Source organism: Thermogemmatispora aurantia (genome assembly GCF_008974285.1).
GTDB classification, from domain to species: Bacteria; Chloroflexota; Ktedonobacteria; order Ktedonobacterales; family Ktedonobacteraceae; genus Thermogemmatispora; species Thermogemmatispora aurantia.
The window spans coordinates 805,048-820,154 of the sequence record NZ_BKZV01000001.1 but is presented as its reverse complement, the minus strand read 5'-3'; the positions used below and the strand labels follow the sequence as shown (position 1 = coordinate 820,154).

The 15,107-nt window shown below is 58.8% G+C and carries 13 protein-coding genes; 7 read left to right on the top strand and 6 right to left on the bottom strand.

Going from position 1 to position 15,107, the window contains the following annotated elements; translation table 11 throughout:
- The first annotated feature begins 294 nt into the window (after positions 1-294).
- The 3 genes from KTAU_RS03160 (at position 295) to ispF (ending at position 2,915) form a co-directional block, all read left to right on the top strand.
- On the top strand, positions 295-1,464 hold the full coding sequence (locus KTAU_RS03160) for a PIN/TRAM domain-containing protein (protein WP_151726986.1): 1,170 nt from the start codon (positions 295-297) through the stop codon (positions 1,462-1,464).
- Positions 1,465-1,695: 231 nt separating this feature from the next.
- Positions 1,696-2,409, top strand: coding sequence for a 2-C-methyl-D-erythritol 4-phosphate cytidylyltransferase (gene ispD, locus KTAU_RS03155; RefSeq protein ID WP_151726985.1), 714 nt, complete (start codon positions 1,696-1,698; stop codon positions 2,407-2,409).
- A complete protein-coding gene (gene ispF, locus KTAU_RS03150) occupies positions 2,406-2,915 on the top strand; it encodes a 2-C-methyl-D-erythritol 2,4-cyclodiphosphate synthase (RefSeq protein WP_151726984.1) in 510 nt (169 codons plus the stop codon). The genes ispD and ispF overlap by 4 nt, the downstream gene beginning before the upstream one ends.
- A gap of 239 nt (positions 2,916-3,154) precedes the next feature.
- On the opposite strand, the gene KTAU_RS03145 is transcribed toward ispF, so the two are convergent.
- Positions 3,155-3,637, bottom strand: coding sequence for a DinB family protein (locus tag KTAU_RS03145; protein WP_151726983.1), 483 nt, complete (start codon positions 3,635-3,637; stop codon positions 3,155-3,157).
- A 234-nt stretch (positions 3,638-3,871) separates the two neighbouring features.
- Positions 3,872-4,822 carry a hypothetical protein gene (locus KTAU_RS03140; protein ID WP_151726982.1) on the bottom strand — a complete coding sequence of 317 codons (951 nt, stop codon included), beginning with the start codon at positions 4,820-4,822 and terminating at the stop codon, positions 3,872-3,874.
- Positions 4,823-5,196: 374 nt separating this feature from the next.
- Here KTAU_RS03140 and KTAU_RS03135 point away from each other — a divergent pair, with 374 nt between their 5' ends.
- The 3 genes from KTAU_RS03135 (at position 5,197) to KTAU_RS03125 (ending at position 9,170) form a co-directional block, all read left to right on the top strand.
- The gene (locus tag KTAU_RS03135) at positions 5,197-6,726 is read left to right on the top strand and encodes an efflux RND transporter periplasmic adaptor subunit (RefSeq protein ID WP_151726981.1); all 1,530 of its coding nucleotides are present in this window, start codon (positions 5,197-5,199) and stop codon (positions 6,724-6,726) included.
- 219 nt (positions 6,727-6,945) lie between these two features.
- Positions 6,946-7,791, top strand: a complete 846-nt coding sequence (locus KTAU_RS03130; protein ID WP_228026294.1) for an ABC transporter ATP-binding protein — start codon at positions 6,946-6,948, stop codon at positions 7,789-7,791.
- Complete coding sequence (locus KTAU_RS03125) at positions 7,788-9,170, top strand: ABC transporter permease (protein ID WP_151726980.1); 1,383 nt, start codon at positions 7,788-7,790, stop codon at positions 9,168-9,170. Before KTAU_RS03130 ends, KTAU_RS03125 begins: the two co-directional genes overlap by 4 nt.
- Before the next feature lie 167 nt (positions 9,171-9,337).
- On the opposite strand, the gene KTAU_RS03120 is transcribed toward KTAU_RS03125, so the two are convergent.
- Positions 9,338-10,852: a hypothetical protein gene (locus tag KTAU_RS03120; protein WP_170293016.1), complete on the bottom strand. Its 1,515-nt coding sequence runs from the start codon at positions 10,850-10,852 to the stop codon at positions 9,338-9,340.
- Between the two features lie 843 nt (positions 10,853-11,695).
- Between KTAU_RS03120 and KTAU_RS03110 the strand changes: the two genes are divergently transcribed.
- A complete protein-coding gene (locus KTAU_RS03110) occupies positions 11,696-12,616 on the top strand; it encodes an SDR family oxidoreductase (protein ID WP_151726977.1) in 921 nt (306 codons plus the stop codon).
- A 136-nt stretch (positions 12,617-12,752) separates the two neighbouring features.
- On the opposite strand, the gene KTAU_RS03105 is transcribed toward KTAU_RS03110, so the two are convergent.
- The 3 genes from KTAU_RS03105 to KTAU_RS03095 all read right to left on the bottom strand — a co-directional run bounded on the left by KTAU_RS03105 (position 12,753) and on the right by KTAU_RS03095 (position 15,083).
- Entirely contained in the window at positions 12,753-13,850 is a 1,098-nt protein-coding gene (locus KTAU_RS03105) for a hypothetical protein (protein ID WP_151726976.1), read from the bottom strand.
- 391 nt (positions 13,851-14,241) lie between these two features.
- A complete protein-coding gene (locus tag KTAU_RS03100) occupies positions 14,242-14,682 on the bottom strand; it encodes a hypothetical protein (protein WP_151726975.1) in 441 nt (146 codons plus the stop codon).
- A 5-nt stretch (positions 14,683-14,687) separates the two neighbouring features.
- Positions 14,688-15,083 (bottom strand): hypothetical protein, encoded by a 396-nt coding sequence (locus tag KTAU_RS03095; protein WP_151726974.1) that lies wholly within the window; start codon positions 15,081-15,083, stop codon positions 14,688-14,690.
- Positions 15,084-15,107: the final 24 nt, after the last annotated feature.

The window sequence follows — 15,107 nt, the reverse complement described above, 5'->3', positions numbered from 1 at the left end:
GTTTAAATAAAGGAGGTAAGCGTTTCGTGAATTATCGTGGCTCCCGCTCCCAGAGGTTGATCCTCACTCTTGATTCTGACTCGGGAAAACGGTATACTTTATAGCTGGCATGACGATTTTTGTGATTCGACGGGCGCGTTTCTGGCGGTTCAGCACAGCAGGCCAGGCCCTGTTATCCGGAATCATCATTCTTGTTTGTCTGATTATCATCTATTCTGCTCCTGCCCGCATGCTTTACCTCACGCTGGCCCGTCGTCGGTGCTTGAACCTCTCACCCTTCTGGAGGCTGATGGGATGTCTGTTAACACAATCGCTCGCTGCATTGGGGCGCTTCTGGCTGCCAGCGTCGGTTTCTCCATCTTCTTTTTCGAACATCCGCTTTCGACTCTCCTGCTTGAGAAGCTTGAATGGTCCGCCGCAATTGCGTTTGTCTGTGCACTCGTTGCTTTTGTGATTACACCCTATGTGACCATTGTTCCCTATCGCTGGGTGAGCCATCAGCTGCGGACGGTGGCGGTCAGTGATCTGATCGCTGGCACCATTGGACTCATTGTGGGCCTGCTCATCTCTGTGCTCTTTGGTATCCCCTTGGGTGCCTTGCCAGAGAACTGGGGCCATATTCTGCCCGTGGTAGCGGCCATCATCTGTGGGTATTTAGGGGCAATGGTGGCCGTACTGCGCAAGAGCGAGCTGGCGCATATGTTTCAGTCCCTCTTTCTGACACGCCGTCGAGAGCGGGAAGAGGAGCGAGAGCGTGAACGGGAGCGGGAGCGTGCTAAGGAGGCGGAGGCGCTGGCAAGTGCGGTAGGCCCCCAGATCTTGCTCGATACCAGCGCTATTATCGATGGTCGCATTGCCGATATCAGCCAGACAGGCTTCATCTTTGGTAAGCTGGTAGTCCCACGCTTTGTGCTCAACGAGCTGCAGCGGATTGCCGATTCTGCTGATACGCTCCGGCGGAATCGGGGCCGGCATGGTCTGGAGATGTTGAACCGCTTGCAGAAGGATGCGACGGTGCCTGTGGAGATTATGGATACCGATATGGAGAGCAGCTCTGAGGAGGTGGATAGCAAGCTGGTCAAGTTGGCGCGCGCGCTCCATTGTCCGATTATCACGAACGATTTCAATCTCAATCGCGTCGCCGAGTTGCAGGGAGTGAAGGTGCTCAATATTAATGAGTTAGCGAATGCGGTGAAGCCGGTGCTTCTGCCCGGTGAAGAGATTGCGATTAAGATTATGCAAGATGGCAAGGAGCTGGGTCAGGGCGTAGGTTACCTGGATGACGGGACGATGATTGTAGTGGAGGGGGGTCGCCAGTATATGAATATGACGATCGAGGTGACGGTGACGCGGGTCATTCAGACGGTCGCTGGGCGTCTGATCTTTGCTTATCCGAAGCAGAGTAGCGGTAATTCAATGTCCAGCAGTCAAGGGCAGTCGACCGGCAAACAGCGTCAGGGCTAGCGCTGAGCGAGCTTCACCGAGGGGGAAGAGAGACGACGGAATCGGGCCAGTGCCAGGGCAGGTTGATGGGACAGCGACAGTCTGGAGGGGGGTGGAAGGGAAGGGGGGAGACGAGAAAAAAGGGGGGATCTGGCTCTCTCTGGCTGCCAGGGAACGTCATAGTAGATGTCGGGTAGGCACCAGTCATACGGTGCCTCTCATTATAGGCGGAGGCGCTGGTGGATTATTGCTATGCAAGAACGAGCCGCTGTGGTAATTGTGGCCGCCGGTAGCAGCCGGCGTATGGCCGGTCGCGATAAGCTCTGGACCCCGCTGGCCGGGCGTTTGACGCTAGCCCGTACGGTGGATGCTTTTGAGGTTTGTCCGCTGATTAAGGCAATTGTCCTGGTGGTTCACCCCGCTCGCGAGGCCGATGCCTGTGAGCTGTTGGCCGAGGAAGGCTGGCGTAAGGTGATTGCCGTGGTAGCCGGTGGGCCACGACGCCAGGATTCGGTACGCCTGGGCCTGGAGGCCCTGGCTCGCCACTTGCCAGAGACCCAGTGGGTGCTGGTCCATGATGGAGCGCGTCCTTTCGTGTCTTCTGCCTTGATCGAGGCCGGTTTACATGCGGCCCGTTTGCATCAAGCAGCGGTGGCCGCCGTTCCTGTCAAAGATACGCTGAAAGTGGTCGAGGGGGGGTATGTCTGTGAGACGCCTGAACGTGCCCACCTGTGGGTGGTGCAGACACCCCAAGTGTTCTCCTTTCCCCTACTCTGGGAGGCTCACCGTGTTTGCTCTGCTCAGGCTGCGGAGGAGGAGGAAGTGAGCGATGATGCTGCACTGGTGGAACGCCTGGGCTACCGCGTAGCAATCTTCCCCGGCTCGTACACCAATATGAAGATTACGACGCAGGAGGATTTCCTGCTGGCGGAATATCTGGTGCATCAGGAGACGTGGCCGCGATGACTTTGCGAATCGGCTGTGGGTTCGACGCTCATGCCTTTGCCCCCGAGCGACCGCTGGTACTGGCGGGGGTAACTATTCCTTCCGAGATAGGGCTGGCTGGTCATTCGGATGCCGATGTGGTGATCCATGCGGTGGTGGATGCCTTGCTGGGAGCGGCGGCCCTTGGCGATATTGGGATGCATTTCCCTTCGCATGATCCTCGTTGGAAGGATCAGCCGAGCGCTCTTTTTTTGTCGTATGCGCGCGATCTGTTGGGCCAGCATAGCTGGCGCGTGGTGAACGTCGATGCGACGGTCATTGCACAGCGTCCTCGCCTGGCTCCTTATGTGATGGCAATGCGCGCGCGGCTGGCGGAGTTGCTTGAGCTCTCACTGGCGCAGGTCAGTGTGAAGGCGACGACGACCGACGGCCTGGGCTTTACCGGTCGTGGTGAGGGTATCGCTTGCTCGGCAGTAGCTCTGCTGGAGGAAGCGCGGTCGACAACAGTGAGCACGCTAGAGAGCTAGCTACGGCGGCTGGAAGCCATCTCTTTCCCTGCTCCTACTGGCTAGAGGATACAAGGTTGCGTAGCGGGCGATTCCCAGGCAGCTCCTCTTGCTAACGTGGGTCAGCTTCCCCCTCATATCTCTGGCTGAGAAGGGAAAATCCTGCCTCAGAGCAGGGACCCCTGGCGGCCCTCTTTTCTTTCTCAGTGGGAGCAGAGAAGAGGCCAAACAGGTTATTATGTTCCCGCTCTGAGGCAGGGCTAGGCGCGCGGAGGCAAACCCAGCAGCTGGCGTGTGAGCTGAATATGCCCTAAATGCAAGGCTGAGTGCTCCACGGCGTGCAGAAGGGCATCGCGCGCAATCAGAGGGCGATCTGCTGGGGCATAGCGATAGGTAGTTGGTCCGCTCACAGGCTCCTGAAGGCGGGCATCCGGGAGTGTATCCAGGACCTCATGCATCGCCTGCAACCAGCGTTCATAGCGCTCCTTTAAGGCTGCGAAGTCTCCGCGTGCCTGAAACTCGGCAGCGCGGTCGCGAGCGATCTGGCGCTGCCCAACGAGAACGAGCACCCAATACTCGGCGGCCCCAACCAGGTGTGTTGCCAGCGCAAAGAGGGTGTTGGTCTCGGGCAGCTCAAGGTGCCGATTCAGGTCAGCCTCTGGCACATCTTCCAGCTGGAAAAGGACATCGCGCGAGAGGCGCTCTAGAATATGGGCAAAGCAAGCTCCTTCGCTCACGCTCATCGGATTTCCTCCATCGGCAGGAATGAGTCTGGCAGAGGGAGGAGAGCAGCGATCATCAAGTCCCAGCTCGTCCTCTCTCTGCCTCGTGATCCTTCGTTATTGTTATCGTATCACCTGCTGATCATCAGAGAATAGGGAGGGGGAAAAGGGGTGTGAGAACGCGGATCAAAAGGGCTACAAGCGAGCTAGGGCGGGGGAAGCAAGAGGAAGCACAGACAGTATCTTCTTTTATTTTTATTGCTGGCGACAGATCAGGCCAAGGTCTTGTTCTGCGGCGAGGCGTACCGCTGTCAACAAATTGCTGCCATAGGCTGGGAGCACTTCATCGATCAGGCGCGTCTCCTGGCCTGAAGCCACTCCCTGGCGGAAGCGATCGTAGTCCCTGACGGCGACCTCGGTCTCTGGGGCTGTGGCTGTATGCAGGCAGTGAGCCAGCCTTTTGACCTCGGTGGGGGTCAGATAACCGATGTAGTGACCGAGTGAGACGCGAGTGAGCGCCCCCAGCAGACCGGGCGTTAAGCCATCTTCAAAGGGCAGAGCGCGCCGTCCGCAGGCTAGGTATTCAAAAAGCGCCAGCGCTGCAGGTGAGATAGAGGCCAACCAGCCGCGCAGGCGCAGCACGTTGGGATGCTGTCCGAGAAAGAAGCCTTCTGGCGGTTCCTCTTCTCTCAGGTCAGGACTGGTCACCTCAAAGTAGGCTTCACTCAGCTGGAGCGGGCTGCTCTTGACCCCCTCTGGCTGGCTCATCAGGCCCACGGCGGCCCGCGTGACTGTTGGCCGCTGCTCTGTCTCTACTGGGTCCCTGGTCAGGATCTCGCCATACGCACAGTAGTGCTCAACGATGGCGCTCCAGACTGCTGCCAACGCTTCTGAGCAGCGGTGGAGATGCGGGACATGGCGGTAGAGATAGCGATCGCTGAGCACCGTGAACTCGTCGGCGGAGCAGAGCAGGCGATATTCGTAGAGACTATGGGGGCCACGGGGCAGAGTGGCGACAAAGGCCACTGCCCGAGGCCAGGTGCGCGCCGACTGCATTGCTGCTGGTAGAAAAGCCTCCTCGTATGCCAGGCTCGTTGCAGCATAAAGCGCCTCGACCTCCCCGGCATCATTGGCTGTGAGCCAGCGTGCAAAGGCCGGCATCACCAGCTCTCGGTAGCTCCTCCAATCAAAACCGTAGATTAACATCGCTTTTGCTCTTCTTGCCATCTTCTGCTCTCTCGCCCGGCCTACTAATGTGGGTCCCGAGGCGAAGTGGCCAGGAACCAGATCGACACCATCTGGCAGAGCAGACGCTGGCCGGGCTAGTACCGGACCACCTGCTCTGTAACCCTACTCTACCTTTATCGTACTCGCATATGGGGATTTTCCCAAACTGTTAGCTCTATGGTACTCTGGGAAGAAACGGCTGGCTATCACTCTTGGCGCCATCGCCTCCGACTTGCTTTCCAGGGACGAGGGGTGCAGTTGCTCCTGTATCTTAGAAAAGAGGGTTGTTTTGTGCACGGATCGAACCAATCCTAATATACATTCTTTTTTACAGTTGAGGAGCTGATAGCCTTATGGCTGATCAAGAACATACTGAGAGTAGAGAGCAGATCATTCCTGATTTCTATGATCAGGAGACGCAAATCTTTGAAGAATTGAGCGCTCCTGAGCCGGCGCGTCCCTGGTGGCGGCAGCGGCGCTGGCAGGTGATCATCAGTCTTATTTTACTGCTCGCGCTGATTGGGGGAAGTATCTTGACAGTGGTGGCCCTCAGGCGTGGGCGAGTGACCTATCAATATCAGCGTGTCACGCGCGGAACCTTTACCCAGGTAGTCAGCGCTACTGGTACTTTGCAGGGGACCGTCTATAATGTCACCGCCCCCGCGAATGGCAAGATCAGCGCTCTCTATGTCAGTGTTGGCCAGCAGGTGCGCGCTGGCCAGGTGCTTGCAAAGCTTGACTCGACCTCGCTGCAGGATGCCGTTAATCAAGCGCAAGCCCAGGTAAACGCTGCCCAGACGGCCCTCACCGATGCCCAGAACAACCTCAACAAGGTTGAAGCTCAGGCCAACGCCAGCCTGGCCACGGCCTACGACCAGGAGCAAAATGCCCTTTATAACTGTGACCATCCAGCGCTGAATCAGTCGGTGCCTCCCAATTGCAAACAGCTGGCCGAGGATCAATATGCCCAGGCCCAGAGCCAGGCAGCGGCCCAGATCGCCTCTGCCCAAGCTCAGGTTGACAATGCCCAGGGCCAGCTGAAGACCGCCCAGGCCCAGCTCACGACGGCTCAACATAACCTAGACCTCACCACAATTACAGCTCCGCATGCTGGTGTTGTCGCCACCATCAACGGTAGCGTTGGCGGCTATCCTGGTAGCCCCAGCAGTGGCATCACCAGCGGTGCAGGTGGTACCGGGCAGAGCAGTGGAACGAATACGGGATCAGGCGGCACGGCGGGAAGCCCGGCCACTACGGCCTTTATTCAGCTTGTCGATCTCTCCAGCCTCCAGATTACGGCCAATGTCAATGAGGCCGATATCGGAGCCGTGAGCACAGGTCAGCCCGTCCAATTTACGGTCAGCGCCTATGGCAATCGTCAGTTCAGCGGCACCATTCGCGCCATCTCGCCGCTTGGCCAGAGTGTTTCCAATGTCGTGACCTACCCGGTCACTATCGATGTAGACCTCAGCAGCGCGCGCAACGCCCATCTACTTCCAGGGATGACTGCCAACCTGACCATTACGACTCTCAAGCACGAGGATGTTTTGCTCATCCCGGTTGATGCCGTGAATTTCGCGCGCAGCGCCGCCAACCTGACCCAGCGGAATGGAACGCCGGTCATTGATCCGGCCCAGATCAAAGCGGCCTCTGCCCAGGCGCGCCAGCTCCTGCAGGAGCTGCGCAATCTTCCCCCGGGCGATCAGCCGACGCCTGGCTATGTGCTGGAGCGCGTTGGAGAGCGTTGGCTAGTCAAACCGGTTGTCCTCGGGCTGACCGATGGCAATACCTACGAGGTGCTGGCTGGCCTGGAAGTCGGTGAGAGCGTCGTCACTGGAGCCCAGGGTGGCCCATTTACCTCTCTCAACCAGCTAGGCAGCTAGACGCCAATTGTGGTCTAATAGAGGCTGGGGAGCTTTCACTAGAGGTGGATCGCTCAGGACACTGTACTGCCAGCTCTGTATCAGAGCAGGACGGAGGGGCATGAGCATAAAGGAGAGCATCCTCTTCCTAATTGGGATTATTACCTGCCTCAAAAGTGAATATGACAAAGCAGCTCTCTGTCTAGGGAGCTGGTCCCCAACTCTAGAGAGAAGAGCAATATGAGCGACCGAGAAGTACAACTGGTACAGGGCAACGAACAATCTATTCCAGTAACTCAGCGACGCCCGCCGATTGTGCTTGTGCGCAACCTGACCAAGGTCTATCGTCTGGGAGAAACCAGCGTCCCGGCTCTGCGTGGAGTCTCGCTGACCGTTGGAGCCGGTGAGTTTGTCGCTATCATGGGACCCTCCGGCTCAGGGAAGACGACCTTTATGAATCTACTGGGCTGTTTGGATCGGCCCACGAGTGGCGACTACTGGCTTGTAGGGCGCAAGGTCAGCCAGATGACCCCGGACGAGCTGGCCGATGTCCGCAATCGGCGCATCGGCTTCGTCTTTCAGGGCTTTCATCTGCTGGCCCGTTCTACTGCCCTCCAGAATGTAGCTCTTCCTTTGATGTACGCCGGGCTATCGCGCGCTGAGCAAGAGCGACGTGCGCGTCGTGCCTTGGAGCTGGTTGGTCTCGGCAGTCGTCTGCACCATCGGCCCTCACAGTTGTCTGGAGGTCAGCAGCAGCGCGTCGCCATCGCGCGTGCCCTGGTCAATAATCCGGCCCTGCTGCTCGCTGACGAACCAACTGGCAATCTTGATAGTCGAACCAGCATTGAGATCATGGCTATTCTGCAAGCCTTGAATGCCCGGGGTCTGACAATTGTCCTCGTGACCCATGAGGCCGACATCGCTGCCTATGCCCACCGGCGCATTCTCTTCCGGGATGGACAAATTGTCTGCGATGAGCCGGTCACGGCGACGCGCTCAGCCCAGGAGGAGTTGCTCCAGTTCTATCAGGCCAGTCCGACCAGCAGCGATGGCTATCGAGCGCTTCCTGCGGAGAAAGAGCGATGAGTGGTCCCGTTGAACGTGAACGCCAGAGCCAGACGACAGCGAGCACGGAGTTGCTGGCCCAGCAGGCCCGTGGGCGGAGCAGCACCCAGGCGCCTCAATTTCAGACTTCGCCTGTGGAGCGCGGCAAGCAGCTACAAAGGCGCCGAGAAGTGCATCGCGGCAGCCTGCTCGTGGCCAACTTCGCCAGTGCCTTTGAATCCCTCTGGGCTAACCGTCTGCGGTCGCTGCTAACCACCATCGGGGTCGTCATCGGCGTAGCTGCTGTCATCGCCGCCATGACTCTGACCCAAGGAGCCAGCGTTCTAATCCAGGCTCGCCTGAGTGTCTTGGGCACCAATACCCTGCTGATCGTCCCCGGAGCGGCCACCAGCAGCGGAGCCTTCAGCTCGCTCGGCTCACAGCAGAGCCTGACCCAAGGCGATGCCGACGCTTTAGCTTCCATACCGCACGTAGTCCAGGTCTCGCCGGTGCTCTCACTCGGGGCCCAGGTGATCTATGGCAGCCAGAACTGGAATACGCGCATCCAGGGGGTCTATCCAGGCTATCAGCAGATTCAGGGCTGGGAGATCGCCAGTGGGCGCTGGCTGAACGCTCATGACGAGCTGGCGGGCTTGCCAGTGGCAGTTCTCGGCCAGGTGGTAGCCAACAGTCTCTTTGGCCCGTCCGGCACCAATCCCGTTGGCCAGACAATCCGCATCGGCACCCAGATGTTTCGTGTCGTGGGCGTCTTACAGCCGAAAGGCTCTTTTGGAGCCTTCACTCAGGATGACGTTGTGTTTGTGCCCTTCACTGCCGCCGTAATACGCCTCAAGAACACCGGCTATGTCGATCAGATTCAAGTCCTGGTCGATAAAGCTGAACATGTCGATGCTGTGCAGCGCGCAGCCGATGCCACCCTCTTGAAGCGCCACCGCATCAGCGCGGGCAGTCCCGCTGACTTTCAAATTCGCAATGCCAACCAATTACTGCAGACGGCCCAACAGGCAACTCAGACCTTAACCCTGCTTCTGGTGGGGATTGCTGGCATCTCCTTGACCGTGGGAGGGATTGGCATTATGAACATCATGCTGGTCTCGGTCACGGAGAGAACGCGTGAGATTGGCGTTCGAATGGCGGTCGGTGCGCGGCGAAGGGATATTCGCAATCAATTCCTCATCGAGGCCCTGACACTTAGCTCTCTGGGCGGTATTCTCGGGATTATTCTCGGTTTGCTGGTCGGCTGGCTTATGACTACGAACTTCGGAGTGCCGTTTGTTCCCCAACCGCTGTCGATTCTCCTGGCTTTTGGAGTTTCGGCCCTCGTGGGGATCACCTTTGGCTTCTACCCGGCGGTGCGTGCGGCGCGGCTCGATCCGATCATTGCTCTGCGTACCGAGTGAACAGTGGCGATAACGGAAGAAGGGCAGGAGAGCAGGGCTACTCTCGATCTCGACGCGAGAGCTAGCCGCTGCTCGGCTGCTCATCTTCTTTGTCTGGCGGTTTATCATCTCCTGGCTCAGGCGACCTGCGCTAAAGGGGGCGCACGCTGCTGAACTCAGATGCGCTATTACAATTGGCTCCCGTTGCTACTGTTGCTCTCGTCCCTATTCTCCGCTGTCGGGAAAGAGCCATCAGCAGTCAGGCTGGCCAGCCACGGTGGAAGGGCTGAAGCCCCTGGCTCTGTCTGACGCTCACCAGTTGCAGGCCCGGGGATGGATGGACCTGGCTGCCCGGGCTGCGGCGAGAGCTGGGGGGGCATATCGTGGAGGCCGCTGCCGGTCTCGGGCGAAAGCGACATCCCCTCGGCGGGGACCAGACTGGTGGTTGGGAAGAGGAAATTCCCATTGAAGGGGCTGGTTCCATGAGGCGGAAAGGCGAGGTTCGAGGCCACTGGTAACTCGCCTGTCGTGGGCATCAGGCTAGTGGTTGGGAAGAGAAAGTTGCGCTTGAGACGGCTGGAAGAGGGGCCGCCGGGTGTAGAACGAGGAGTAGCCGGGCGCCGCGCAGTATCTTCCAGGGCGCCAGATGGCAGAACGCTCTGCTTGTGCTGGGTTGAGGAGGGGCCACCTGGGGTCACAGTCAGCCCAGTTGGCACAAGCGGTAGGTCATGGGCGATTGTCGCAGGCGGAGGCGACAGCCTGGTCGAGCCTGGGGGGGGAGTCGTGGCGGATGAAGAAGCCGATGCTGGCATGGGAGTAGCTGGCTGCATTTGTGTTGGAGCGGCAGCAAAGGACTCGCTGGATGGCATTGCATTGCCCAGGCGAAGCGGTGACTGTTGAGCGGAAGCGGCAGCAGGCTGCCAGCTGCTGCTGAAGGTAACACTGGTTGGACTGCCCTCCAGGGGCAAGGGCAGAGGATTACCAGCCAAATCACGGTCGCCTGCCAGACTCTCCGGGCTGCGGGTGCGACGCCAGGGGCGCGCTCCAGAGGACAGGCGCGGGCGTGGTAACGGCTCTGGCGCAATGTAGTGGCGCAGGAGCAGCACGCCTACCAGAATCAGGGCCAGGAGCATCAAGACGACGCCTGTGACCACGGGGAGAAAGCCCAGATTGTTGTGCTGGGCGATGCGAGTCGCCGCAGCTGTGTTGTCATTACTTTGTTGACCATTATTGATATTGCCGCTTGTCATGGCTGGTGCCGCCGTGGGGGGCGTGGTCGCCTGGCTTGTGGCGGTTGCTTTGGCGGTCGCCGTGGGGTTCACGGTAGCTGCAGCCGTGGCAGTAGCAGTGGCAGCGGGCACAGCGGTTGGCGACGCGCTGCGCGTTGGGGCCGGGGCTGGCGTGCTGGTTTTCGTCGGTTGAGCCGTTGGGGCGGATGTGGGAGAAGGGGGCGGAGTCGTGGGCTGCGCCGTGGGCGTAGGCGTAGGCGTAGGCGGAGTCGTGGGCACCTCCGTGGGCGAAGCAATAACCGTCGGGCTGTCAAGCGGCTGCAGGAGCGGGATCTGCGGGCCTGACGCCGCATACATCGGCACCAGATTGGCCAGCACACCGATCACGGAAACCGCTAGCAAGCAAGCACAGATAGTGAGTGTGAGCGTTCGTAATAAAAATTTCCCCAGGTCGGGGTCGGTCTGTCTAAACATCGATCCCTACCTCTCTGCACCGGCGGTCATTGCCGGTCAGCGGTTGGTGTGCACGATGCGCCGCGTGCTCGATATGGAACGCGACCGGCAGGCACCGGGCGATGACTTCCTACGCTTTGGGCTGCGTGCTTTTTCTTTTCGTCTGCCATCGCCCTAGAGGGGAGTATAAAATATGCGTCTCAGTCGGTCAAGCAATCTGAAGAGGATATCCAAATGTACTAGTCGAAATGTGAATGTTTGGGACCCTTTGACCTTGAGAGAGCCTGCGCCAATCAGGTGGAGAACGTTCTCCAGGGCTTCTCTCTGTCAGTACGTTGATCGTCCTACTCATCTGGCGATTAGCACTTTACATTATCTCTGCTAAATATAAAAGCATTTGCATTCATGTATTGAAGAGTCCAGGCCGTAGGAATGTGGACTTCAGCCCCAGGAATAGCAGGCGCTCCTTATTGAGGCTTGGGATAGAATTAACATCACTAATTGCAATATATAACTCGATATTATATACTTTTCCCATGATGGTGACAGCCTGCATGTCCAACCGAGACATCTACTTCTCCTCTCAGTATTATGTAGTGTAGTGTGGTGCCCTAGATATTACCATCAGCCCATGAAACGCTGTCAGTAGAGTAGTTCGCGCATCGCATCGCGAAATATCCCAGGAACATGATGTAGAAGTGGTGAAGCTAGAAATCATCCCTGATCCTGATCATGTACCTCTTCTGCTGGAGTGCGACCTGACCCACAATGCGGGATGTATCGCCAGGAGCGACCCTTGCAGATGAGCACAGGATGTTCTTGCCCGCAGGGATGGTAGCCAGGAGCGAGTTGAAGGAGCGTGCTATGACTCTTGGCAATGAGATCAATGTGGTGACCGGCGCCTTTAGCTATAGTGGTCAGTATATTGCGCGGCGCCTGCTGGCCCGTGGCAAGGAAGTGCGCACTCTCACCGGTCATCCCCAGCGTGCCCATCCTTTGAGCAATCAGGTGCGGGCCTTTCCTCTAGCTTTTGATGATCTGCGCCTGTTGCGAGAGGCTCTTAGGGGGGCGCGTGTTCTCTACAACACCTACTGGATACGTTTCCCTTATGGCCTGCAAAGCTATGAGCGTGCCGTCGAAAATACACGTCGTCTCTTCACTGCGGCGCGAGAGGCCGGCGTTGAGCGCATTGTCCACGTGAGCATCAGCAATCCAAGTCTCTCCTCGCCATTCCCTTACTTCCGTGGCAAGGCCCTGTTGGAACAGGACTTGAGACAGAGTGGCCTCTCCTACGCGATTGTGCGCCCGACAGTAATCTTTGGCCGGGAGGATATTCTGATCAATAATATCGCCTGGCTGCTAAGGCGTTTCCCACTTTTTGCCCTCTTTGGCAAGGGAGACTATCAGCTGCAGCCGGTTTATGTGGAGGATATGGCCGACTTAGCAGTGCGGGTGGGGCACCAGCGAGAGGATGTCGTTGTGGACGCTGCCGGGCCAGATATCTTCTCCTATAGAGAGATGGTCGCTCTGATAGCGCGCATTCTGGGGCGGCGCGTATGGCTGGTGCCGGCGCCGCCGGCTCTGGTTTTAGCTCTGGGCCAGCTGCTTTCTCTGTTCGTCGGCGATGTTCTGATCACGCGCGATGAGATCGATGGCCTGATGGCTAACCTGCTGGTCTCGCACGAGGCCCCTACAGGCCAGACGCGTCTTGCTGACTGGTTACAGGCCCATGTGGCAGAGGTAGGACGGCGTTATGCCTCAGAGCTGGCGCGTCACTATCGCTGAAGGAGGACTGAACAAGGGCGGGAGAAGGAGCTAGTCCCTTCGCTGGTTCCCTGGCTCCTATGTCTCCCCTGTCGCCCATAGTCCCCACAGTCCTCCTTTCTCCAGCTTGTTCATCAGCCGCGGCCTATCCGCCTGGCTACTCTGGATTCGTGTTCTGGCTGCGGCCTGGCAAGACTGATAAGCCGCTTTGTACCTGGCGCATCAGAGCCTCCAGCGAAACCTCTGTGGGAGCGGTACCCGCCTGCTCTTCTTGTTGTGGCTCTGCAGTAAGCGAGTGCTCACCCTCTCCATGTTGCCGGGGCTGTTCGGGCTGTAAGCCGTTTGTGGCCAGCCTCACGCTTGACAGCGGAAGCGTTTCGCTCTCGTTGAGGGTGCTGAAGTGGCTACTGGCCAGCTTCTGGTGCCGCTGGCGGTACTGTACAAAGCCGCCGAGCAACCCGAAGAGGAGCAGGCCACCAACCGTAGTCCCCACTAGTCCCGGGAGCAGGTGACTGAAAGAAGATGACGGACTGGCCGGAGCTGTTGTCTGCGGCTGGCTTGCCGGGTTGGTACTGGCGGTGGCGATGGCCGGCATCCGATTGGTGTTGCTATCAGCAGCGGCCGTTGTCCGGGCAGGCGTTGGCGTTGGGGTATGCGTTGGCGTCGGAGTGGGCGTTGTCGCCGGAGTAGCCTGCGGCATCGAGGTCGACACTGGTATAGGCGCGGGGTTAATAGTCAAAGCAGCACTGGCGCTCAGGGTAGCTGGAGAGCCGCTACCGACGCTGGCCTTGATTTGAGCTGAACCAGAAAGCCCGTTGGGAATGCTGATACTGCGCGTGAAGTTCCCCTGTCCATCGCTCGTGACGCTCCCCAGGCTTATGGTGGTGCTACCGGCCTGTAAGACCAGCGTCACCTGTGTCCCTCCGGGCAGGAAGTTGCTACCTGTGACGGTAGCGGTTTGGCCAGCTGTAACCTGCGTTGGGCTGATGCTCAAAGTGGGGGAGGCGCTGGACAGCAAGGTATAGCTACCGGCCACGGTTGGTGTGGCTCCAATGAGGGCGCAGATTTTGTAGGTACCCGGGGCCAGGCTAGCTGGCAGGATCAGCCAACCGCTGAAACTACCGCTCTCTACTGTGCCTGGCTGGCTATTGCTCGCTGGTGTGTAGCCTAGCAGGCAGTCCTGCTGGCTGTAACCGAGCGAGACCTGGCTGCCGTCACTCAGCTGGGTCCAACCCGAACCGCTGACAGTAATCACCGCGCCTGCCGGTCCCGAACTGGGGCTGCTGCTAAGTGTTCCGCTGTCCCTGCTTGCGGCTCGCGCTGGGCCAGTGCTGCCCATAGCGAGCAACCAGGCTGCTAGTAGCCCGATCAGCAAGAGAGCCGTGCCTCTTGCTGGGCTGCAGAAAAGCCAAGCTCCAGACTGTCTCTGGAGCGATGGCCGCCATCTGCGTCTGGAGGCCTGGTTGGTAGCGCCGAAAGTTGCGACTATCTCTCTTGCGTCTGCCATTCTGCCGTTAAAATAGCTCCCGCTGGCGGGAGCCTGGCCGCTCTGATGTGCGGTGATTGCGTATAAATCCATCCTTATTCAGTGTAAGGATGCATTTCCCTATGTGTCAAGAAAGCGCGCATGGGCCTTGCCAGAAAGGCTATGCCTCGACCAGTTCAATGGTTACCTCATAGCTGAGGCCCCCTGGAGCGCCGCTAGAAAGGGGCACCTGCTGCGTATGCAGATCGCAGGCGCTTTCTGCATAATAGTCGAAGTGCACAGCGATAGGAGCTCCTCCTGTTGGCTCGCTAAAGAGGAGGGTGCGCCCGGTCGAGGAGAGGTAGCTGGTGCGCAGGGCGTCGCGGTAGGATTGGCCGCTCAGACCGGTGGGCTGGCCATCGTAACCGACGAGGTCGTTGAGGCAGAGGATCGTCATGCTCCAGGTCCGTCGGCCTGGGCCAAGATCAACGTAGCCCTCGCCTCCGTCGGCGCGCACGCTGGCCCGTCGAATGCGCGGCTGCGTCATGCGGTAGCTGCCTGGCTTGACGAAGTAGCCGACTCCATCCAGGATAATCTCGCAGTCCACGCCGATGGTAGGCATACAGGCTAGACCTCCTCATTGCGGGAGTGTGTGGGCATGATAGGGTTGTTCCCCGAACTGGCTGTCTGAGCTGGCGGTTCTTTCTCGATGATGCGGCTGGCCTGGGTGCAGTAGCCGCTCTGGTCGTGAATACTGACCAGCTCGCCGTCAATGGTGACGTGGAGACCGCGCTGCTGCAGAGCCAGACGGATGGTGCCGATAATCTGACTCAGGCGCAGGTTCTCCTTCTCTAGAGTTGTCAGGCGATCCTTGAGCGTATCAATCTCGTGCTGCATGGCGCTGATGACGCGCGCCTTGACCTCGTCGGCGGTGCGGGCAAAGCCGTGATGGTAGGCGGCAAAGGCGCCGGCAATCAGCGCCAGGGTGATGAGCAGGTTGGTCAGGCTAAGCAGGTCCTGCATGGGGGATGCTCCTTCTTCTTGTTG

Excerpts from the sequence above, each read along its gene's own strand:
- KTAU_RS03160 (WP_151726986.1), top strand. The coding sequence starts at position 295 with ATGTCTGTTAACACAATCGCTCGCTGCATTGGGGCGCTTCTGGCTGCC.
- ispD (WP_151726985.1), top strand. The coding sequence starts at position 1,696 with ATGCAAGAACGAGCCGCTGTGGTAATTGTGGCCGCCGGTAGCAGCCGG.
- ispF (WP_151726984.1), top strand. The coding sequence starts at position 2,406 with ATGACTTTGCGAATCGGCTGTGGGTTCGACGCTCATGCCTTTGCCCCC.
- KTAU_RS03145 (WP_151726983.1), bottom strand. The coding sequence starts at position 3,637 with ATGAGCGTGAGCGAAGGAGCTTGCTTTGCCCATATTCTAGAGCGCCTC.
- KTAU_RS03140 (WP_151726982.1), bottom strand. The coding sequence starts at position 4,822 with ATGTTAATCTACGGTTTTGATTGGAGGAGCTACCGAGAGCTGGTGATG.
- KTAU_RS03135 (WP_151726981.1), top strand. The coding sequence starts at position 5,197 with ATGGCTGATCAAGAACATACTGAGAGTAGAGAGCAGATCATTCCTGAT.
- KTAU_RS03130 (WP_228026294.1), top strand. The coding sequence starts at position 6,946 with ATGAGCGACCGAGAAGTACAACTGGTACAGGGCAACGAACAATCTATT.
- KTAU_RS03125 (WP_151726980.1), top strand. The coding sequence starts at position 7,788 with ATGAGTGGTCCCGTTGAACGTGAACGCCAGAGCCAGACGACAGCGAGC.
- KTAU_RS03120 (WP_170293016.1), bottom strand. The coding sequence starts at position 10,852 with ATGTTTAGACAGACCGACCCCGACCTGGGGAAATTTTTATTACGAACG.
- KTAU_RS03110 (WP_151726977.1), top strand. The coding sequence starts at position 11,696 with ATGACTCTTGGCAATGAGATCAATGTGGTGACCGGCGCCTTTAGCTAT.
- KTAU_RS03100 (WP_151726975.1), bottom strand. The coding sequence starts at position 14,682 with ATGCCTACCATCGGCGTGGACTGCGAGATTATCCTGGATGGAGTCGGC.
- KTAU_RS03095 (WP_151726974.1), bottom strand. The coding sequence starts at position 15,083 with ATGCAGGACCTGCTTAGCCTGACCAACCTGCTCATCACCCTGGCGCTG.